Origin of the sequence: Neobacillus niacini, assembly GCF_000759675.1 — a bacterium.
Lineage (GTDB): Bacteria > Bacillota > Bacilli > Bacillales > Cytobacillaceae > Neobacillus > Neobacillus niacini_A.
Genome location: NZ_BAWM01000139.1, coordinates 86085 through 107942, shown reverse-complemented (window position 1 = coordinate 107942; position 21858 = coordinate 86085). Strand labels below are relative to the sequence as shown.

At 35.1% G+C, this 21858-nt stretch carries 20 protein-coding genes and 1 rRNA gene; 4 read left to right on the top strand and 17 right to left on the bottom strand.

Annotated features, from left to right (window positions below; translation table 11 throughout):
* Positions 1-7 precede the first annotated feature (7 nt).
* The 8 genes from yhbH to TR08_RS25660 form a co-directional block, all read right to left on the bottom strand.
* Entirely contained in the window at positions 8-1174 is a 1167-nt protein-coding gene (gene yhbH, locus TR08_RS25695; protein ID WP_045523108.1) for a sporulation protein YhbH, read from the bottom strand.
* A 246-nt stretch (positions 1175-1420) separates the two neighbouring features.
* A complete protein-coding gene (locus TR08_RS25690) occupies positions 1421-3316 on the bottom strand; it encodes a PrkA family serine protein kinase (RefSeq protein WP_045523106.1) in 1896 nt (631 codons plus the stop codon).
* A 350-nt stretch (positions 3317-3666) separates the two neighbouring features.
* Positions 3667-4416 carry an oxygen-insensitive NADPH nitroreductase gene (gene nfsA, locus TR08_RS25685; protein ID WP_045523104.1) on the bottom strand — a complete coding sequence of 250 codons (750 nt, stop codon included), beginning with the start codon at positions 4414-4416 and terminating at the stop codon, positions 3667-3669.
* A 58-nt stretch (positions 4417-4474) separates the two neighbouring features.
* Positions 4475-4948, bottom strand: coding sequence for a tRNA (uridine(34)/cytosine(34)/5-carboxymethylaminomethyluridine(34)-2'-O)-methyltransferase TrmL (gene trmL / locus TR08_RS25680; protein ID WP_045523102.1), 474 nt, complete (start codon positions 4946-4948; stop codon positions 4475-4477).
* A gap of 48 nt (positions 4949-4996) precedes the next feature.
* Positions 4997-5890 (bottom strand): amidase domain-containing protein, encoded by an 894-nt coding sequence (locus tag TR08_RS25675; protein WP_045523100.1) that lies wholly within the window; start codon positions 5888-5890, stop codon positions 4997-4999.
* A gap of 271 nt (positions 5891-6161) precedes the next feature.
* Positions 6162-6722 carry a recombinase family protein gene (locus TR08_RS25670; RefSeq protein WP_045523099.1) on the bottom strand — a complete coding sequence of 187 codons (561 nt, stop codon included), beginning with the start codon at positions 6720-6722 and terminating at the stop codon, positions 6162-6164.
* Positions 6723-7333: 611 nt separating this feature from the next.
* Positions 7334-7678, bottom strand: coding sequence for a hypothetical protein (locus TR08_RS25665; protein ID WP_045523097.1), 345 nt, complete (start codon positions 7676-7678; stop codon positions 7334-7336).
* Positions 7679-7803: 125 nt separating this feature from the next.
* Complete coding sequence (locus TR08_RS25660) at positions 7804-8286, bottom strand: DUF4367 domain-containing protein (protein WP_370576408.1); 483 nt, start codon at positions 8284-8286, stop codon at positions 7804-7806.
* Positions 8287-8435: 149 nt separating this feature from the next.
* Here TR08_RS25660 and TR08_RS25655 point away from each other — a divergent pair, with 149 nt between their 5' ends.
* Positions 8436-8927: a hypothetical protein gene (locus tag TR08_RS25655; RefSeq protein WP_045523093.1), complete on the top strand. Its 492-nt coding sequence runs from the start codon at positions 8436-8438 to the stop codon at positions 8925-8927.
* Between the two features lie 630 nt (positions 8928-9557).
* Positions 9558-9674 (top strand): 5S ribosomal RNA (gene rrf, locus TR08_RS25650).
* A gap of 372 nt (positions 9675-10046) precedes the next feature.
* Here the strand turns inward: rrf and TR08_RS25645 are convergent.
* The 4 genes from TR08_RS25645 to TR08_RS25630 all read right to left on the bottom strand — a co-directional run bounded on the left by TR08_RS25645 (position 10047) and on the right by TR08_RS25630 (position 13403).
* A complete protein-coding gene (locus TR08_RS25645) occupies positions 10047-10817 on the bottom strand; it encodes a hypothetical protein (protein ID WP_152597526.1) in 771 nt (256 codons plus the stop codon).
* Between the two features lie 347 nt (positions 10818-11164).
* Positions 11165-11611, bottom strand: a complete 447-nt coding sequence (locus TR08_RS25640; RefSeq protein WP_045523089.1) for a DnaD domain protein — start codon at positions 11609-11611, stop codon at positions 11165-11167.
* A 348-nt stretch (positions 11612-11959) separates the two neighbouring features.
* A complete protein-coding gene (spoIIP, locus tag TR08_RS25635; protein ID WP_045523087.1) occupies positions 11960-12874 on the bottom strand; it encodes a stage II sporulation protein P in 915 nt (304 codons plus the stop codon).
* Entirely contained in the window at positions 12864-13403 is a 540-nt protein-coding gene (locus TR08_RS25630; RefSeq protein ID WP_045523086.1) for an RNA polymerase sigma factor, read from the bottom strand. The genes spoIIP and TR08_RS25630 overlap by 11 nt, the downstream gene beginning before the upstream one ends.
* A 380-nt stretch (positions 13404-13783) precedes the next feature.
* Between TR08_RS25630 and TR08_RS25625 the strand changes: the two genes are divergently transcribed.
* A complete protein-coding gene (locus TR08_RS25625) occupies positions 13784-14230 on the top strand; it encodes a hypothetical protein (protein WP_045523084.1) in 447 nt (148 codons plus the stop codon).
* Positions 14231-15055, top strand: coding sequence for a hypothetical protein (locus tag TR08_RS25620; RefSeq protein WP_238579247.1), 825 nt, complete (start codon positions 14231-14233; stop codon positions 15053-15055).
* Positions 15056-15169: 114 nt separating this feature from the next.
* Here the strand turns inward: TR08_RS25620 and TR08_RS25615 are convergent, their stop codons facing one another.
* The 5 genes from TR08_RS25615 to TR08_RS25595 form a co-directional block, all read right to left on the bottom strand.
* On the bottom strand, positions 15170-16246 hold the full coding sequence (locus TR08_RS25615) for a hypothetical protein (RefSeq protein ID WP_045523082.1): 1077 nt from the start codon (positions 16244-16246) through the stop codon (positions 15170-15172).
* 358 nt (positions 16247-16604) lie between these two features.
* A complete protein-coding gene (locus tag TR08_RS25610; RefSeq protein ID WP_045523080.1) occupies positions 16605-17102 on the bottom strand; it encodes a kinase in 498 nt (165 codons plus the stop codon).
* A gap of 202 nt (positions 17103-17304) precedes the next feature.
* On the bottom strand, positions 17305-17796 hold the full coding sequence (locus TR08_RS25605) for a DUF5662 family protein (RefSeq protein WP_045523079.1): 492 nt from the start codon (positions 17794-17796) through the stop codon (positions 17305-17307).
* 267 nt (positions 17797-18063) lie between these two features.
* Complete coding sequence (locus tag TR08_RS25600; protein WP_045523077.1) at positions 18064-19659, bottom strand: RNA-directed DNA polymerase; 1596 nt, start codon at positions 19657-19659, stop codon at positions 18064-18066.
* 258 nt (positions 19660-19917) lie between these two features.
* Positions 19918-21720 carry a hypothetical protein gene (locus TR08_RS25595; protein WP_045523075.1) on the bottom strand — a complete coding sequence of 601 codons (1803 nt, stop codon included), beginning with the start codon at positions 21718-21720 and terminating at the stop codon, positions 19918-19920.
* Positions 21721-21858 lie beyond the last annotated feature (138 nt).

Sequence of the window (21858 nt, the reverse complement as noted above, 5' to 3'; positions counted from 1 at the left end):
ATTTTGGTTAGGCAAACATTTTATTTTCCTCTTTTTGAAAAAAGCTCTTCATCGCATGGAATACATCCGCTTTTTGCTTGAGAATATAATAGCGGAATTGCTCATCCTTGATATTTTTGTAGGCTGACATTAATGTGGAATGACGATTATACTGATTTACCTCACCATAACCAAACATGTTTGAAACTTTCATTAGTTCTTCAACAAGCTTGACGCAGCGAGCATTATCAGATGTAAGATTATCACCATCAGAAAAGTGGAATGGATAGATGTTGAACTTACGTGGATTATACTTTGCATCAATTATTTCTATGGCTTTTCGGTATGCAGAAGAACAGATTGTACCTCCACTTTCACCCTTGGAGAAGAAATCCTCCTCAGTAACAACCTTAGCTTCTGTATGATGAGCAATAAATTCAATTTCAACTGTTTCATATTTTGTACGTAAGAAGCGAGTCATCCAGAAGAAGAAACTTCTAGCCATATATTTTTCCCATATTCCCATGGATCCACTAGTATCCATCATTGCAATAACGACTGCCTTTGAATCTGGTTTTATTACTTCATTCCAAGTCTTAAATTTCAAATCGTCTTTGTAAATTGGATGGAATGCAGGTTTTCCGTTCATTGCATTTCTCTTAAATGCAGACATCATGGTACGCTTTTTATCAATATTGCCCATTAGACCTGTTTTGCGTATATCATTGAATTCAATATTTTCAACCAAATGTTCCTGCTCTTCTTTTCTTTTAAGATTTGGCAGCTCTAGTTGTTTAAACAAAGCTTCCTCTAATTCCATTAATGAAACTTCAGCTTCAAAGTAATCTTCACCGGCTTGATCCCCAGCGCCTTGCCCTTTTCCTGGACCCTTTTGCGCATTTGAACCGTCACGAGCAATTACGTCACCTACTTGGCTCTCACCGTCACCTTGGCCCACGTGTTTGTTTTTGTCATAATTGTAGCGGATTTTATATTCGTCCAATGAGCGAATTGGAATTTTAACCACATCGCGTCCATTAGACATAATGATGCTTTCTTCTGTAATTAAGTCGGGAAGATTGTTTCTAATTGCCTCCTGGACTTTTTCTTGATGCCTTTGCTGGTCATCGTGGCCTTTACGGTGGAGGGACCAATCTTCTCTTGAAATCACATATTGATGGTTATTGTCAGACAATGTAAAACCCCTCCTTAATAATTTTTTTATTTACTTGAGTCACATATTCTTTCAAATGTCATAAAATAACCCGAGTGTAAAAATGCATATAATGTTGATTACTTTATCCTATGCAGAAACAGCAAATAATTTACAAATTATTTCGACAATTGGGCTTATGCTGATAAAAATGGACGAGCATATTGTTTCATTTATTGTGAAAAAAACAGACTGGCAGATTCCTTCCGCCAGTCCCTACTATTTTAATTAACGGTTTAATAAACTGCCGACATACCGTAATAGTTCATTTGCTGATGTTGAGTTATAACCATGCTCATCAATTAACCTGGCTACAACATCATTAATTTTCTTTAACTGCTGTTCATCAGGGGTTTTGGAAGAAGTGGTAATCTTCACAACATCTTTAAGGTCTGCAAATAATTTCTTTTGAATCGCTTCACGAAGCCTATCATGTGAGTTATAATCGAACCGTTTACCTTTTCTCGCAAAGGCAGAAATTCGAATTAGAATTTCTTCCCTAAACGCTTTTTTGGCGTTTTCAGAAATACCAATTTGTTCTTCAATCGAACGCATTAATTTTTCATCTGGATTGATTTCTTCACCTGTTAACGGATCGCGAAGTTTGGCTTTGTTACAATACGCTTCAACATTATCAAGATAATTGTCCATTAGCGTTTTAGCAGATTCTTCATAAGAATACACAAAAGCCTTCTGGACTTCATTTTTGGCGATATTATCATACTCTTTACGAGCAACAGAAATATAGTTCATATATCGCTCACGCAGTTCAGCTGTGATCGAAGGATGTTGATCCAGTCCGTCTTTTAATGATCTTAATACATCTAATGCATTAATTGATGGTACTTCTTTGCGGATGATAGTAGATGATATTCGGTTAATAACGTAACGCGGGTCAATACCACTCATACCTTCATCTGGATATTCTTTCTTTAATTCACTAACATCAACAGCATTAAAACCTTCCACATTTTCACCGTCATACAGGCGCATTTTCTTGACCAAGTCAATATCGCCTTTCTTTGGTTCCTTGAGGCGGGTTAAGATTGTAAACATTGCAGCAACGCGTAACGTATGCGGGGCAATATGAACATCCGATACATCACTTTCACTAATCATCTTTTCATAGATTCTCTCTTCCTGTGAAACTTTTAAATTATATGGGATTGGCATAACGATAATCCTTGAATGTAAGGCTTCATTCTTCTTGTTGGAGATAAATGAGCGGTATTCAGTTTCGTTTGTGTGTGCTACTATCAATTCATCTGCAGAAATTAGCGCAAATCTTCCTGCTTTAAAGTTTCCTTCTTGGGTTAACGACAGCAGGTGCCACAAGAACTTTTCATCACATTTCAACATCTCTTGGAATTCCATCATACCGCGATTCGCTTTATTTAGTTCCCCATCAAATCGATAGGCTCGCGGATCTGATTCTGAACCATATTCAGCTATCGTCGAAAAGTCAATACTTCCTGTTAAATCAGCAATATCCTGTGATTTTGGATCGGATGGGCTAAATGTTCCGATTCCAGTTCGCTTATCCTCTGAGAAGAAGATTCTTTCAACTAACACATCTTCGATTCTTCCACCGTACTCCTTCTCAAGGCGCATCATATTTAATGGCGAAAGATTTCCTTCAATTCGAATTCCATACTCTTCATAAAAATCCGGACGCAAATGATGCGGTATTAAATGAAGCGGGTCTTCATGCATCGGGCAGCCTTTAATGGCGAATACAGAGCCTCTATCCGTATGAGAATAAGCCTCTAATCCGCGTTTTAACATTGTAACCAGTGTAGATTTACCGCCACTTACCGGACCCATTAGCAATAAAATCCGCTTTCTTACATCCAGCCTTTTAGCAGCAGGATGGAAGTATTCCTCGACAAGTCTTTCCAATGACTCCTCTAAGCCAAATAATTGATTACTAAAGAAATTGTAATTCTTAGTCCCTTTTACTACCTCAATCCCAGAGTCCTTGATCATATTATAAACTCGTGAATGTGCAGATTGTGCTACCAATGGCCTCTCTTTTAACAACAGTAAATAATCACCAAATGACCCTTCCCAACGAAGCTTTTCTTCTTCTTCTCGAAACATCTCGATTTTTTTTAGAATATCCATAAGGCCCTCCCCCTGTGTAGTAATCAGAGACGATTAATATACTCTATGCACGCAGGAACTTGAACATGCGTATCGGTGTAGTATTCCTGACTATCTTTTTTGTTTTAAGAAAAGAATGGATTATTGCTCTTTTCATTTTTATAAGATAGGCTATAATAAATGTATATGTGTCTAAAACAAGAAATATCTTAAAATTAAGGAGGCTTTACATAAGCATGGGAACATTTCTAATTATTTTAGTTATGGTGGCATTTTTAGCAGCTATCTTCACATCAGGTTATAATGATAAGCCAGGTTCAAATAAATAATTTTGCAACACAATAGGCTGCCTTTGAGGCAGCCCTTATTTTTTATCTTTTATTCAATTTGTTTTTTTGAACAAAATCCTTCATATACATCCGCGTTTGTTTTTCAAGCATTTTTGCCATCTGCTCGGACCAGCGATCCTTTCTATTTCCACTTGACCTATCATGATAATAGCTTGAGATTACTTGATTATATTCTTGAAGCTGCGACATATAAACTTCTTTATCCTGTTCGTATTCCTCTTCATGATAAATATGTGCTAGAGGAAGTCTTGGCTTTTGGTCATTAATTTTCTCAGGATACCCTACAGTCATTCCAAAGAGCGGGATAACCCTCTCTGGAGTTTTTAATAATTCCTTAACTTCATCAAGCTTATTTCGAATCCCACCTATGTAACAAATTCCTAGCCCCATGGATTCTGCAGCAATCGCGGCATTTTGTGCAGCTAACGAGGCATCAATGAGTGCCACCATAAATTTTTCTGTACTTTCAATCGATGGGATCACATCTTTATGTTCCATTTCACCAATCAATTCATGTCGACTTAAATCTGCGCAAAAGACAAATAGATGACCATTGTGGGCAACATATTCTTGGTTCCCGGCTATCTCTGCAAGCTTCCGCTTTTTTTCCATATCTTTTATACCTATAATCGAATATGCCTGAATAAAACTCGAAGTTGAGGCTGCTTGTGCACAAGAAACAATTGTTTTAATTTGTTCATCGGTTAACTGCTGATCCTTAAAATGACGGATAGATCGATGATTTAATATTGTGCTAATTACTTCGTTCATAACTATACTTCCTTTCTGTGTTTAGAAAAAAGAGGCCATAAGCTTGGCCTCTTACATCTTATTTTAAATGACGATAGTCTTGCTGCCTTAATGCTTCATAGATTAGAATCGCAGCAGTGTTCGATAAATTCAAGGAACGAATATTGTCATTCATCGGAATCCTCAGGCTGACATCCTTATTATTTTCAATCACGTCTTTTGGAAGCCCAGTCGTTTCACGGCCAAAAATGAAAAAATAATCTTTATCCGGATTACTATAATCGAAGGAACTATATGGCTTTTCACCAAATTTAGTGATATAGAAAAACTCTCCACCCTTATTCTTATCATAAAAGTCATCTAGAGAATCATAATAAACAATGTTTACAAATTCCCAATAATCCAAACCAGCTCTTTTTAACATTTTGTCATCGGTTGAAAACCCTAATGGACGGATTAAATGTAAAGAAGTATCTGTCCCAGCACAGGTCCTTGCGATATTTCCTGTATTTGAAGGAATTTGCGGTTGATATAATACTACATGTATTGCCATGAATCTCACCTCATAAAAAAAACTCTCTACACATTATACCACTAACCATTATCCATACAAGGATTCACGTCCATCCACTATCGTGAAAAACTTATACTTAATATTAGGTGTGTAAGCAGATGAATCTTCATACTCCCAGTATCTCATTCGACTATTGTAAGTATTGGCATTAACGAGCGGCATTCCATACGCGTCCTTACCTGTAACAATGGTATTATGGTCAAACCTGCCATCTCCTTCGAAATCGTAACAGATTACGTCCCCTAGTAATAATTGATCAGGGCTGCTGACTTCTCTTGCCCTCAAACCTGTTTTAGAATTAGCTAAAAACAATCGTAAAGAATGGGCTACAGCCCAACTATAACTGTAATTTTTATTTTGGAGCCACCAGCCAGTGCCCCTGTTCGGATAACCTCTCGTTGGAGCTCCACCAGCATAAAGACATTGTGAAATAAAGTTAGTACAGTTATTTTCAAATTTTATAAAGGCTGGATTATAAGTATTCCACCAGCGTTCTGCATATTGAACAGCTTTTAAACGATTATATTGATAGCTTTTACGCTCCTCTCTATCGGCATCAGCTTCTACAAATAATTCTGATTCATTTACTTTCATTTTTAATGGTTTAATCTCTTTGTCCATTAACAAATCATTTTTATAGAACTTTGCCATCCTTACTTCCATTTCCTCTTCTTGATAGAGGGTTCCTTTTTGTTTAATAAGATATTGGTAATGGACCTGGTAGGTAATAGTTTGAAAATCCTCATCCACAATATTTTCTATTATGTTACCCCGAGCCTTAACTTTTACTATTTCGGCAGAGCGTTTAGCAAATGACTCTATCTTCCTGTCAGCTTTTGAATAATTACTTACATCGCTTTTATTCTTTAAAACAAATTGTTCGACTCGTTCATCAAACAATCTTTGGAGTGATTTATGCATCCTTATCTCCCCTTTCTGTTTCATACATATGAAAGGATTTATCTGCAGAGTCTTTAATTCTGCACCCTTATCGGTAATCATATGCGAAAGGGTTAGTTAATTTGCTTAAAATCGCCTGTAGCAACATTGTTATTATCGGCATCGCATCGGCAAATTGAGTTTGGTGTGGCTCAACCTACTTCAGCTATTTCCTATATTCGATACTCCTTGGTTTGTGATAATTACCGCCCCATATCAATTGCATATGAAAAGAGACCCCTTGGGAGTCTCCTTAACATACTTGTTGATGCTCTTTGATTAACTTGTCTAGGGTTGGTCTCGATACCTCTAATTCCTTTGCTAACTGAGACTTCGATACTTCTCTATTCATATAACGTTGGTAATGCTTTTCGAAGTCTACTACAGCAACTTCTTTTCTTCCTTTGTATTTACCTTCTGCTTTAGCAATGGCAATTCCTTCACGCTGTCTCTCAAGCATATTAGCACGTTCGAATTCATTGATTGCTCCTAACATAGTCAACATTAGCTTTCCATTTGGTGTAGAGATATCGAAGCCTTCCTTCAATGACACTAGGTTAACTTCCTTAGCTTGTAATTGTTCAACTAGTTCCAATAAGTCTTTGGTGCTTCGAGATAATCTACTGAAATCATGTACATAGATTGTATCTCCTTTTCGAGCGAACTTTATCATTGCTTGTAACTGAGGTCTGTCTGTATCCTTGGCACTTACCTTCTCGATGTAAGTCTCGTCTATGCTGTACTGCTTCATTGCTTCTACTTGTCTTGCTTCGTTCTGTTCAATTGTACTCACACGTATGTACGCTATGTTCATCTATATCATCCTTTATCTTAATTAATATGATTAACCTTTTAAATATAGCACGATGTAAATTTAGGGTCAAGTACTCTGTTTACAATTTGTAAATAAATATGAATACCAAGTCTATATTTACAGTATTCAACCTTTAGCAGATTGTAAATGAAAAGCACGCTCTAAATTTACATGTAGCCTATCGAAAACAACATGATAAAAGCAGCGTTATCTTTTCTTGGTATCAATCAAATAGGTTATATACCTTTTTCGGTTATGGCAATCGAACATCATCAATGTTTTCCTAGTCGTTTTTCAGCTTTACCAAACTCAATTATATTAATTATTTGAGTCGTATCGGAATTTTACTGATTGCCAGTTTGTGAATTAGTGTGGTTTCTTTAACATGCCTACACAACCAACAATCAGTTCTACAGAAGGCTTTCTTGTTGTCCTCCGATTCAATTCTAAGCATGTCTGTGATTAAAGGGTGGGAAAGAGATGGGAATAAGAAGGGAAGACTCTCAAATCGACACCAAGAGCCATTATGAGTGCTTCCGCTAACCTATTCGTTAGGTACAACACAAAAAAGCGTCCCTTCTTGATACAGAAACGCATTTGTTAGATGAAAATCAAAACTCTAAACCAGCATACATTCTAGCTGATGTAGAAGGAGAAAATCTCACTTTATATTTAGTATCAAGTTCTTTCTTAACTTTTTCTGTAAGCTTTTGACCTAGTTTATTATGGTCATTTTCCATTTCAATTCCGTTGGGACGTAACGAATCTTTACTCCAATCAATCCACTTACCGTACATCATTCCCCATCTCATAAGTTCTTCCTTTAAATCATCTGAAATGGGAACTTCTTCAATATCAAAGTTACAACCACATTGGTTACACCAAATCGGGTCTGTATCGACATCACCTTCAACCTTTAAATCAAAAGTTTCTATATTCTCACAAAAACAACGCATAAGGACACACTCCTTTATTGAAAAAATGTTTCATTATTTTCACACTATTATTTTAACTAACCAATAAGTACAATACAAAAAGCGTCCCTGCTTTTTACAGAAACGCACTAGATAGTTGAGTATAACTATTTCATTGACCTAGCAATTTCTAACATTTTTTCTTCAGATAATCTCGAACTATCCATTTCTATATACGTTCCATCTTGTATCCAACGAAGTAAACCACCAGTAATGGTGTCCCCCTTCTTATCCACTTTTCCACTATCTATCCATTTCTGAAAATAACCCTTCTTTCCATTAATATCAACTTGCTGAGCAGAAGGAAAATCATCATTGGATAATGGGAATCCCATTCTCTGATGAATAGCAACCATCAGCTTTGTATCCTTACTGTCCATATAATGTAGCATTACCCAAGGGGATGTTTTGGTATCTAATGTCCAGTCGTCAGGAATCTTTTTTGGAGTTAAAACGGTAAAGTCAACTTCTTTCTTTATTTCTGAAATTGTTTTGCAGTTGTGATTATACTTAATTTCTTTAGCCAAAATTATCATTGGGTTACTAATTAACAGAGTCAAGATAATGAAAAGACGAATTTGATATGCCAACATACTTCCTCAATTCAAATGTAGTTTCTGATAATAGTATCACCGAGGTCACCTTAAAACACACTAAAATTTTCAGAGCGGTGTGCAAAAATTATTTCAATCTTTTTGGGGATACTATGACAGGACATATACATTTTGGAGGAATGAAAATGATTAGAAAGATTTTAGCTTTTTCTCTTGTTTTAGTATTGGTTGGTATGGGGTCAATGGCTGTACTTGCTCAAACCCATAAAGACTCAACTCAACTATTTAGAGTTCCAATAACTAAGGAAACAGGTCAATGGAAGGTTGTACTTGGAGACGTTGAAAAATATGAATCTAAAATGGCAAAACCCCAAAAAGGCGTATACGATATGTATAGCTTAAATGTTACAAATATCGGAAAAAGGGTTTATAACGTAAAGATTGAAGGCTTTCGTAATGAACCAAATTCAGTAACTAAGCATGGTCTATTTAAAATGGAAGTCCCGAAGGAACTAAGAGATGTAAAAGACGTAAGTAAATATGAACATGGTCATGAATTTTTACAAAACAATTTTCCTGTTTCGGTAAATGCTAATGAGATTGAAGTTGTAATAACTTGGAAAGAGGATATTAAAGGAAGAGATTATAAACAAACCTTATATTTCATTAAAAAATAAAGCGAGCGATAGGTTATTAGACAGTCAAATCTTATTTACCACAAGAAGGTGAGCCACAATCCGCAGCTTATCTTCTTGTTAAATACTCAGTTTCTAGGGGTTATTAATGAAGAAGACTTCAAACTCGGGTTTAATCTCTGGACAATAACAATCATATAGGAACAGAGTAACTTCTAGAAGATACTTCATTCCGAAAAGGTGGAACAGAGTATCTTCTAGAAGTTACGTGGTGGAACTGTAAGAAGAGATACTAAATATTATAGGAGAGATATGTAAGCGCCACTCGCCCGAGCAAGGGTTTACAGACTTCCTCGCCACTTATATAGGGTGGTATTTAGAAAAATATTAATTTAATAAACAATTACAATATGATACTTGGAAATTATTGTGGTTTATGCTACTATTTACATGTCCTACCGTCTTTATTGACGAGGAGGTGGTTGGCTATGTTTAATAACAAGCCAGTTTTTGTAAGAGCATATACAAGAATCCGTTTCGGACAGATTGAATTTGTTTGTCAACATTATCGTTCTTATCCTTCGAGATAAGATGATACCCCCTTGCCCAATAAAAGCTAGAGGATTAGACTCTCCAAAGTTATACTCTGGCGTGTAGGACATAAAGCACTAGGTTGGTAATGATAGCGAGAAGGTCACACCCGTTCCCATACCGAACACGGAAGTTAAGTTTCTCAGCGCCGATGGTAGTTGTGGCTGGCGCCACTGCGAGAGTAGGACGTTGCCAATTTAGTGCTTTATATTTTCATTTCTTTACAATCTAGATATCCGATACAGTTAATCACGTATTCCACTTAGGACTGCAATAATGTCGATTGTAAGCTGCCCTCGCCGTTTAAAGTCAATATAAAAGACTGGTTTTATTCATCGAAACCTTGACTTGAATCACAAGCTGCATTCAATCACCCGCCTCAATACAAAAAAAGTCATTCCATAAAGTAAACTTAATACCTTGTTTCATGTAACGTTAACTTAATAAGAAAATGAGCCGCAACAGAGACTACAATAATTCTATCTAATATTTCTTTAACTCCATATCATAACAATCAATGGCAACAACTAACCATAATCTTTAGGAATCGGCGTACCATTTTCAATAGGCTTATTTCCGCCTTTTTTCCGTTAAACATTCTTCTTCTGGTTTCATTTTTATCAGTTTCCACTTTCCATTCCCTACTTTTCGAAATTGAGCAATTTCTACGTCAGTTCCATTCGTTAATGTAAAAAAAATCAAGCAATAATCCGCTCCATCATTGCCCCGAAAATATATATTTTTTACATAACCATTTTTCACTGTCGGGTATATTTTCTGAACTAACTTGCACCAACTACCATACTTCACCTCTACAACCGCTTCCGCATCATGACTCCATCCATGATAAGGCGCACATAGAAAGTCTTCTTCAATCTTGCTCAAGTCAGAAATTCTATACCCTTCTTTTTCATTAACAAGCTGGATAAATCCGTAATAATACCCAAAATACTCTGCCCTTTTGCCCTCAAATCCCTCAATTGTTTCGATTTCATAAAAAAACCTTATTCCATGTTTTATATCTGGCACTCTACAAAGCTTTATCAAACTCGTATGTCCAATCCCAGCAAACGAATTAAAATATTCATCATAGCTTAATTTATTTTGATACTCTTTAGACAGAAAATTATAAGCAATTGGAAATGGAGTACGTGCCTGACCAACCGTACCGCAACTTCTCCCTCCCAAATTTTCAGCTTCACGTAGGACGCTAAAATAGTTAAGAAGAGTATCTTCGGGGGTTCTAGTCAATTCAGAAGGTAATTTGATTTGGTCATGAGTTTTTTCAGAAAAAAGTGAATAGAACTCCCAACTGTCAAATCTTAAATTTAAAGCTTTCAAGCAAGATGGACGAAAATATTTTTTATGATAAGCAGCATTGTCCTTTTGATTCCGTACAAACACATTTATCACCCCACGATTAGTTTATGGGTGAACGAAGCATATTGCCTTCAGATTAAAAAAATAAAGAGTAATGTGAAGGAAATTCCCATTAACATACCATCAAGAGCCATTTTGAGCGTCTGAAAGCGTGTGTGCTTATGAATAAAGCAATTCATTAAATGGACACACTAGGCTTCAGCTACCCCCTCATTCGTTGCACAACACAAAAAGGCGTTCCTGCTCATTACAGAAACGCACTCTGTTACTTGAAGAAGGAATTGTGACAGTATTGAGCGTATTTATATTTATTTCTCTTCTGACAATTTGTACTTCTTTTGTTCTTCCCTAACATAGGCAATAGCCTTTTCAATAGTTAATATATCTTTTTCGACCCAATTTTTCCCCATTTCCCTAACCAACGGGTGAACCACTCCGATTCTACTAATAATTGCAACATAATCCAGCAATACATTTATCACCTCATTAGTTAATCCTAGCATTTGCATATCTTTAACAAGCTTCACATCATCCTCGGTAACAGTATCGTAGCGTTCTTTAATAAAATCAATAGGTGTTGTAGATTTCGCCTCATTAATATACCATTCATCAGGTGTCATTCCAGTTTTAGCTTTGAACTGTTGCTCGTGCCATTCCTCTATTGTCATCCCATGTATTTCCTTAAATCGTTCTTCTGGTGTCGAACCGTGTACTACTTTACCTTTTATTTTTTTTAATCGCCTTTTATTTTTCATCTCCATGTTCCCCTTTATGTTAGTTATCATTAAATTCTATTTCGATACCCTTTTCATTTTCCCTTCAACTTTTTTATTGATACAGATAGTTGAAGTTTTGATGTTATCGCTCTCTTTTCCCCTGTTCACACAGCAAAGGAACTCCACAGGAGGCTAATAATGCCATCAGATTCAATCCTAAACATCAATGAATCCCATGTTAGAGGGTAAAAGTAGATACTTCTTAAACCGCCAACACAAGCCATTCTGTGCGTATGTGGGCAGTTGTATACTGGAACATTACCTTCCGCTAATATCCGTAATCACAACAAGAAAAAGCGTTCCTGCTTATTACAGAAACGCATTCCATTAGTTTAGTTTATTCTCATCTTTAAGGATGTCTTTAAAAATCTCAGCAAGAACATCGACTGTTCTATATTGCTCCTCCAACGTGTTTTCAACTCCACCAATCTCTAACATTACTGAATTGTCGAAAAGGTCTTGATTGAAGGTACTTTCTTGATTTGGTGCTTGTGTTTTAACTACCACACCAAATGATAGGCGAGGGTATTCTTTTTGAATTTTATTGTGTAGGAGTTTAGCAAACTTAATATTTTCCTTATAATTGATACTTGAACCAGATACTACAAATGTAACTTTTGCGTAATCCTTTCCATTAATATTTATGGTTGTAAAGTTTCTTTTTATTGTATTTCTGTTAATATCAAAAACCATTTTAATACTCTTATTTTTCTCCAAATCAACTTTAAGTGGCTCTCTTGAGGCTTTATACCATTGGCTGAAAGTCAAGTTTTTTTCTTTTATGATTTCACTTATATTGGTTTCATCGTGGATAGAGTTAACATTTCTTTCTTTTAAAGCTTGGCTTAATCTCTCTCCTACTAGGGTTATATTTTTAATTTCATCTGACACTTGTTTATCATTTGTATCAGTTTCTGAGGTAAGTGTTACTATATTGGGGGTTTGATATATATAAACTAATGGTTCTTGTTCGTTAACTGTAGATGAGGAATTTCCATCTTCGGGGGTAAAAAGAATATTGGTAATTACATCTATTCCACCATAAAAGAAAAACCATGAAATAGCTATGGTACATATTGCAATACTGGTTGAAGCGAAAGAGAGTTGTTTAATCCTATTTTTTCTATTTAATTTCCTAGCATTTTGTTTAAGTTTATTAGATGTGGATGTTACAAAATCCTCTCTAGGGTTGAGTGGATATGCTTCTTTAATTACGTCAAACAAGTCCTTATCAGTTTGCATTTCCAATTACCTCCTCTGTATCAATGTTTAATCTCTTTTTAAGTTCTTTTAAGGCTCTATGATAATCAACCTTGACTTTTGACTGACTACATTTAAGGATTTCAGAAGTCTCTTTTATAGAAAATTCATTTATACCTCTTAGTATCACAACTGCCCTATAGTTTGGTTTTAACTTTGAAATTGCAGTGTGAACAATCCTTTTCATTTCATTTTGTTCAAATAATACATTTGGTTCTTTTTCAGTGGATACTATTTGTCTAAAAAATCCATCTGTGAAGAGGGAAGAAAACCTTCTTTTGCGATAATGGTCAATAGCAACGTGCTTCGCAATTGAAAATATCCATGTTTTTAAGTTGTTTATACTGTGAATATTTGACAGATTGTTAAGGACACGAACAAACACTTCTTGGGTTAAATCCTCAGCATCGTTTTGATTTCCAGAAAAACATACTAGAAATCGATACACCTCCAAGTAATGCCGATTATAGATATTATCAATCTTTTCCTCTAGGTTTTCATTATCAAACAAATCGTTCCCCCCTCAATTTTGTTTACATATATTAATCGTTTGAGCCTATGGAAAGGTTACAAGAATTTATTTTCATATCTAAATAACGAAACGTCCTTTTGGTTGGTCTTAAACAACTACCCTTTTACAATTTCTTGAAAGTTAATCCTTTTCCTCTATGTATTTACTAATTCTTTAATTACAATGGAGGAACTCCATAAATCGCAGATAAACACAAGAAGATAAGCCACAACGTTGTTTACCTGCCTGTTAAGCTATCATTCAATTGACCAGGGGGAATAGTCGGGATTTTTAATTCTTCATAAAGATGCTCAAACCTATCTCATGTATTATAATTAACTTATGGAAATAACAGGTAATAACCCTAGGGAGGTGTGAAAATGAAAAAGAATTTTGTAATTTCTAAACAAGGTGACATTGAGGGGTTTAGTTCATTTAAATGCTCGTTATGTGGTGAAGACTTCAAATTGAAAGCCGCCGAGGTCCAAGAAGATGATGTTATTGAGTTGTTTTGTCCAATTTGTGGGATACCAAGTCCTATTCCTACTTACTACACTGCTGATATAATAGAGCATGCAGAGACACTTGTTATGAACGAGGCAATGGATATGTTGAATGATATGTTTAAAGGCTTCGAAAGAACTACAAGGAAGTACAAGAACATAACATTCAAAAGAGGAAAACCTTTACCAAATATACCACCTAGAGCATTGTTTGAGAATGATGACTTGGAGCAAATTGAGTTCTTATGTTGTAATAGAAAGGCAAAACTCTCACTATTGTCCAAGACAATAAAGCCGTTTTGTCCATATTGTGGGGTGAACTAATTGGAAAAAATCATTGATGTGAAAGAGTTCAAGTTAATTTCGAGGCAATTCAGACGAGTTGCAGGGGATTTACTCAATGCTCAAGATACATATGAAGCAATGAGGTTAGCAACAAGATTTATTATGTATATCGAGAATGAGCCAATCTTGTTTGACTTTATCAGCAAAAACAATGTTACAGAGTTCGATATGAAGACGATAATACAAGAAAAGGGATATCATGATAAATTTGATATTCCTATTAATATCAACGAAGAAATAGCCTTCATATATCAGTTATTGAAATACAGTACAGAGAATTTTGACAGATATGATACGGTTTCGCTGTCATATGCAATATACCGTGGTGCAACGTTTGCAGACAGTATACGTGAGTTTAATAGGGTAGTAGTAAAACTATTGGTAAATCATATCACAGATTATTTAGAAGAGAAGGCGATTGAAATGGGTATTGATGAAAGACCGAATGCAAAAGTTTTAGTACAAGGAAATGTTGGGCAGTTAAACTTTACTGAAACAGGCAATATTCAAGCTAACCAACAAACAAACAGCCAAAATAGTAATGAAGAACTTTTATCACTTGCAAAAGAACTAATTGCTGCTTTGAAAGAGGAAAAAATTGAAAATTCTGCTGATAAAGAAGATGCAATTGATTTTGTAGGAGAAGCAACGAATGCAATTGAATCTGGAGAACAACCGAAACCATCTGTTATTCGGAGAGCAAGGGAGTCTCTAAACAAAATAAGAACAGTTGTAGATGATAGTACCTTCTTAGCCATGCAAATAGATAAGGTTGTTCAAGCGTTTGGTAGCATGCAATTCTAATGGTAGATAAGCTTCCCTTGAATTAGTAAGTCAGAAAAGCTTGAGGATGTGATGACTATCCTCAAGCTTTTTTTATATCATTATTGAAGCAACTTTAGCTGAATAAATGAGGTACTAAGAGATGCTCTCATAGCCATCGAATAGTTTCTTAGCTATGGTTCTCATTAAACTAATAAGCTTAATTGCTTCATCTTTCTCTACATAAATTTTCTGATTTAACCTAACGGTTGTATCTTCAGTGTTTTTGATATATTTTTCATCAACCACACCTGCGTTGTGAGTTAGGATATGTCTTCTATGGAAACAGCGACTTATAAAGAGTCTATCCTCATTAGATATTCCTTTCAAAAAGTCGATACCAAACCAGTTACTTAGGTTATCATTTGCCTCAGATATTCTTTGAAAATTAATTCGTCTGATTTCTTCTTTTCTACTTGGCGTTGCAGGGAGTCTGACTAATTGTTTACTGATATCTTTAGCCATAGCTTCAAATTCAGAAACGCAGTTTTTTAATACATCTACCCATTCATATGAATGAGTTTCTGGTTCAACTTCTATTAGAGAATTGTTTAAGCGTTTCAATAAGCGATTAAGACTATCATTAAAAACTTCAAATGTATTAAGGCTTCCGCAATTCGGACAACAGCCAAATTCACCTAAAATATCATACCTTGTTTTACAAGACTTACACTTATTGTTCCTTTGTTGTCTTTCCTCAGAGTAAACAAACGGAGACCTGTTATTGGAAAGATTAGCAATGATTCCATCCAAATCTATCTTGGTATCACATTTATCTTGTAAAGCGGAGAGAACTGTATTTATATAAACTTGAATATATTCTCGCTGAGTTGCTGTCGAAAATGCTAATGAGCGGTCAAAGTGAGAACAATAAGGACAAAAATATTCTTCTCCGCCTGAATCTGTCCTAAAATATCCGTTACATACTGGGCAAGTTCTACCAAAATATCCTTCATTATCAGAAAATACATATATAGGTATTCCACCATTTGGTATGTTATTAGTACCTAAGCCACCGAATGGAATGTAGGTCACAGAACCATCTACTAAAGAAAAGCACAGTTGAAAGCTAGCAGCGGCATGGTCTGATTGGTTTTCAAAACCAATCATATTTTGAGAAGGGACTATCATAAGTTTCCCACCTGTGTGTGGTACAATTTCAAACTGTTTCATTTTTTCCCCTCTTTAACAATTGTATTCAATTCGTATGAACCCTTTTTCTTTTTCATTACGAACCCTAATTTAAGAATAACAAAATCAGCTAAAACTTCACAGTTGCTTGTTCAACTAACTAGCCAATCTAAGGGATTGTTAACTCTTAATAATATCACAGATTTTTTATTCATAAATCATGTCTACATGTTCAATCATCTGCTCCAAACAAAAAAAGGATACTCAAATCTGAGTCATCCCTTGACTACACTTTTTTTAAGACCACCCTTTTAATAGTGCATAATAACATAATGTTGTTTTGTAGAAAAGCAACAGATAGTTGAAGAAGAAAATTAGTATTTCAAACCAATCGAAATAATTACTCTTGCAATTGATTTAAAATCAGTTTCAATACATCGTTTTGTGACATATCATTAGTCAATATCATTTCTCCATCCACGCCAAGATAATCGTTTGGATTCCACCAGCCACGTAAAGAATCTTCTCCAAAATCCATCTTTTTCGAACTAGAGTTGTGACGTATGACTGTTTCCTCAAAGGATAAATCAAAATAATATGTATATATCTTTTGGTTATAGAACTGGATTAAGTTATTCAGCATTTCACCATAACGACTTTTATTCAAGATTCCTTCCACAATAACAAATTCACATTTATCTTTACCGTATTCTGCGATTTGGCGAATCAAATCAATTGAAAGATTCCCTTCTCTATCGTGAACCTTCAACATTTCACGGCGAACGACATCCTGAGAAACCAAGAGCGTCCCATGCCCCAAATGATTTTGAAGACTTTTAGCAGTTGTTGTTTTTCCACTCCCAGAGTTTCCTCGTATGATAATTAGCTTAGATTCCATATTCTCCCCCTACGTATCCTAATTGCCTTCTATTTATATATTCTTCCAATGGTTATAACAACATTTCTTGCTTTTAGTGGATTCGATATAGAAATTAATTATTCCTTCTTCATACAGACAGGTAAGAGTTTGAAGTTATCGCTCCCTTTTCCTCTGTATGCGTTCCTGCTTGTTACAGAAACGCATTCCGTTAGAACAATGATTATCTTATCTCTTTTGACAATGAAGTAATTTCTTTAGAGTCATCTTCTCTTTTATTCCTCATGATAATCTCGAGTTCTCTTTTTGTATCTGGATGCAGCACTATCTTATCTGTAAGGTCTAAAGTTGATTTTTTTACCTTCCTTCCCCATTTCCTTGAAAACGAACGCCAATCACATACCATTTCAACGAGATATTTTCTAGGCATTGGTAATGCTTGTTTATTATTCGGGTCAACAACCCAATATTCCCAATGATGCTTATTTTTACGTTGATGATTAAGCCAAGCATATTTCCATTTCATCTCATCATTAGTACTTAGTTTTCCATCTGAGAAAAATTTCTTGGCATACGGAAAAAATTCCTTTGGTGAAAACTTCGATAAATCATGAGTAATCCCTTGTATATATAAACCTTCTTTCCAACATTCAATAAGAACATTCAGTTTATGGTCAAGGATGTATAGTAAATTTCTCCAACAAGCCTTTAACATAAAAAAATCCCTCCCTATCCAATAAATGTTATGTTTCTATTCTATTTAGATATTTCACATTCCTGCCCCGCACTCCAAAAATCCAATCCTATACCATTTAGACCACTCCTCAGACACATGTTAGGAATGTTTAGTTTTGTATCATTCTACCGACTCATTAGCTACCTCAAAAGTAAAAGCCACCGATAATAAAAATCAGTGGCTCATTTTCTCATTCTTTTTCACAATATTAACTATTTTATCATGCCATTGTAATCATCTAATAGTTTACCTACTCATTGCCCACTTTACAACAGCTACCTCTAAAACATCCAATCTAGGTAAAATTGAGCGATACCAATGACTTGCTTCATCTCCAGGTAGACACTTAGCAGCAGCTAAAAATGCCCTCCTTTGCCAATTAGGCAATTGCATTATACTTCTCTTCCTAGTCTTAAACCACGATTGTTGATTTTCTTGACCAAGTGCCAGTATTATTTTCCTTCTTGAAGTATCATCAAAATATTCATTGTAGAATGTTGCCAGTTTATCGATATTCCATCCTTGCCCATTGCTAAAAGTGTGAAATAACCACATTCTATGATACTCTAAATGACCAACAATTGAATCATCAAGTATGCTAATTAGCTTTTCACTTACTGACTCCTTTTGCGACTCATTTAAGTCTAATTCATTTAGATAAACAAAGATATGCTTAAAAGAAGTATATAATTTATCAATATTCTCTAAAACTAAATCTAACGCATCTGTATTTTGCAATTGAGCCATCCTTCTCAAAACAAACCCGACTATTTTTGAATCGGCACTTTCTGAGTCAATTTGCTCTTGAAGAATTTCCAAAAGGTTCATCCTATCGATTTCTTGTTGAAAATCTTCTGGAAGAAAATCATAATTAATATCTCCATATGGGTCGTCTATCCCAATCTCTTGAAGTATTTCCCAAAACTTATCAGATAATCTCTCTATCTCTACTGATTCTCTAGATTTTAAGTATTCCCTTCTGAATTCATCTACAGGCACTATTCTAGTCTTGTGCTGTTGTAATGTTAAACCGTGATTTTCAAACAACATTTCCGCTAATATCGCTAACTGTTGATAAGCCTCTTTTTCACTAGAGCAAAATATTCTAAAATCATCAACATATCTACAAAAATCAACACCTTCACCAATCAATCCTTGGTCTATATCATTAAGTGTAAGTTCTGCTAGTAATCTTGATGCGTCCTGTCCAACTGGTATTCCGTAAGAAATGCTATAATTCCAATTGTTTAATAACTTTTTTATTGCAATAGCGTGATTGGTCTTCGTAGTACAAGAACTTAAAGCATTTTCCAATGGATGTAAGTATAGTCTAGGGAAAAAATCTGCTATATCTGCTACTACAATATATTTAATGTTTTCATCACCAATAAATTCATCAACTTTCGTTTCGCAATAATTCAAGAAACTTCCATAATGAATTTCAGAATCAAACATTCTCCCCTCATCATCTGGATTAAATCTATAAGAAAAACTTACGTTCCTATCCACGGGTATCCTCTTTGATTCTATGTCATGACCAATCTCGTAGACTAAAGCTAGATACACCAATGTATCCAAAGGGTCTAATTGAGTGGATTGCCGAAAACCATATTGATGTTTCGGTGTAAGACACTTTCTAAAATCCCTTACTTTCCACTGTAACATATCTTGATTTCTTAAGTACTCTTTAAGATTTGTACCATTAGGTAATTCTCTTGTATTAGTATCCCATAAATACCTAATTGCTTCATATTCAAAAGGAACTGGGAAAATATCGGTATCCCCATAATTCTCTATATGTTTCAATGCCCATTCTAATGACTCAGTTCTTAGTTTTAACAAATTATCTCCCCCAATAAGTAATAGAATGGATTTCGACAAAAAATGTAAAATATCCTCCTCAATATTAAACGCAAACAAAAAATCAATGATATTCAATATGCAATATACTTGTTTTAGGATTTTCTGTTTATCCAAGTTAAGATTCTATATTTGTCAGACAAAATAAAAGACGGGTTTTATTAGTTTTTGTAACGATGTCTTAAATTCCGACCCTATGTTCAATCATCCGCTCCAAGGCACAAAAAAGGAGAGCCTCAATCAAGAGTCCTCCTTATCATTACCGCCATGTCTAATTCTTTGAAATATTTCGATAGGATTGTTCGTGGTTTGACTCCATTTAGTAGGCTGTCTTCCCTCAAACTGCTTTTCCCATTTCTTGTGTTCTTGTTGCAATTTCTGTTTAAACTCAGCTATGCTCTCTTCTGCTGTAACCTCCCTTGTCAACTCCCTAATAACTGAATCAAGTCTCATGAATTCCATAGCTTTATCGCCATGCTTTTCTTCATACTCACGAATCTCGTTTCTTATGTCCTCCATTGCTGCTTGATATTCATCATCCAAAATTTCATCATAATGATTGGAAGGTTCGATATTTGACTCTGCTACAGTGGTAACTCTTTTTTCTTCAATGTTTTCTAATTCAATCTCCTTGGCGGCTTCATTAGTTTGATGTTGTTTACTTTGCTCTCTGTTGGTTGGTTCTTCTTGTTGCTCCATAGCATTGAGGCTGGATTCATCATTATTAAGAATCTGATTCTTAACACTTTTCTGTCTCTCAACCTCCGCTCGATTTCTTAATCCTAACCGTGAAAGTTCTTCCCTCTCTTGTTCATGATTCAATTGTTGTACTTTCTTGAAATTCTCTGAATCAATTGCATTTATACCATGCAATTCAATAAAGATGTTTCTAATGCAATCAACATATTTTTCACTCTCAAGTAGAGCCATATACGGTGAAGGCTCTCTTCCATTTAAAAAGGCTTGTTCTTCCTCCCAATGCTGAATGGAAGCATCAACTTCTTCTGATTTACCTAAGGCTATCATCAGTTCTTTCGTACCATCTTCAAGTTGAACCTTCTTTCCCAGTTTCTTCATCAAGTAATTGTCATGCTTCCTTTGTGCATTTTCTACGACATAATCAAGCAACTTACGATGATATGCTTGTTCATTTTCAATCAAATTGAATGAATTTGCCTCAGAAGGATAATGTGTATTAATATACTCGTCAAATACGTTCTCGCTTAATACATCAATTTGAAACACTTCGTAAATATACTGCAAGTGCATTGCATCGCCTTCAGCATCCTCAACATTCTCGATATATTCAAGCCACTCAGCCTTATAAGCCTTGGTCTTTGGGCAGTTCTTAATCATTAGTGAATATGCTTTAGAGATTCCATGCCTTTTGAGTAACTCATCTTCAATGAAATTGATTTCATCTGCAATTTCTTTATCGATATCAATTGGCTCTCTAGAACCTTTCACTTTGCCTTTCCAAGATGATTTTCTGCTAATCAACTTCATATCCTCGGCGTGATTAAGTGCGGTCTGTAATTGTCCTTTGGCAACCTTAGTTAAGGTATTAGCAAGGTCTTGGAATAACTTCTCTTCACCATCCTCTAAAATTCCTATTTTAATCATGTGTGCTTTATAAGGTTTAAGTGCTTCTTCACTGAAAATACCATTCATGATATCTTGCTCAGAAGGTGATATCAGTTCAAAATAAGTCGCCCATCCGTTTCTAGACCTTGGCTTGTTGTCAATGTCATCCATCTTACTCATAATCATGAGTGCTAAGTGCTTTGAATGTGGCGGTGCTATTCCCTTATTGAATCGCCTTTTGTCTCCTTTTTTTTCCTTTTCTTTTCGCTTCTTATCCGTATAGATGATGCGTTCTCTTCCTTTACCTTTAACTTCAACAATTTCATAATCACATTTCATTTCTTTAACTAGAGATTCAACTGAATCCGTGTTCAAATTCCCTTTATTATTCTTCAATGTTTGTATAAGATGTGGTTTATACTTCTTAACAGCATTTTTTAATATCCAATTTTTCGCCATCTTTTTTACCTGCTTTCTCCTTATTTTTGCTGATGACTTTGACCATAAATATCTGTGTAAGATTTGTCCCTATATAAGGCGAAATGTTTTAATAGTACTTAGAGACAAATTTTACACTGATTTTTTGCCTTAGATTCA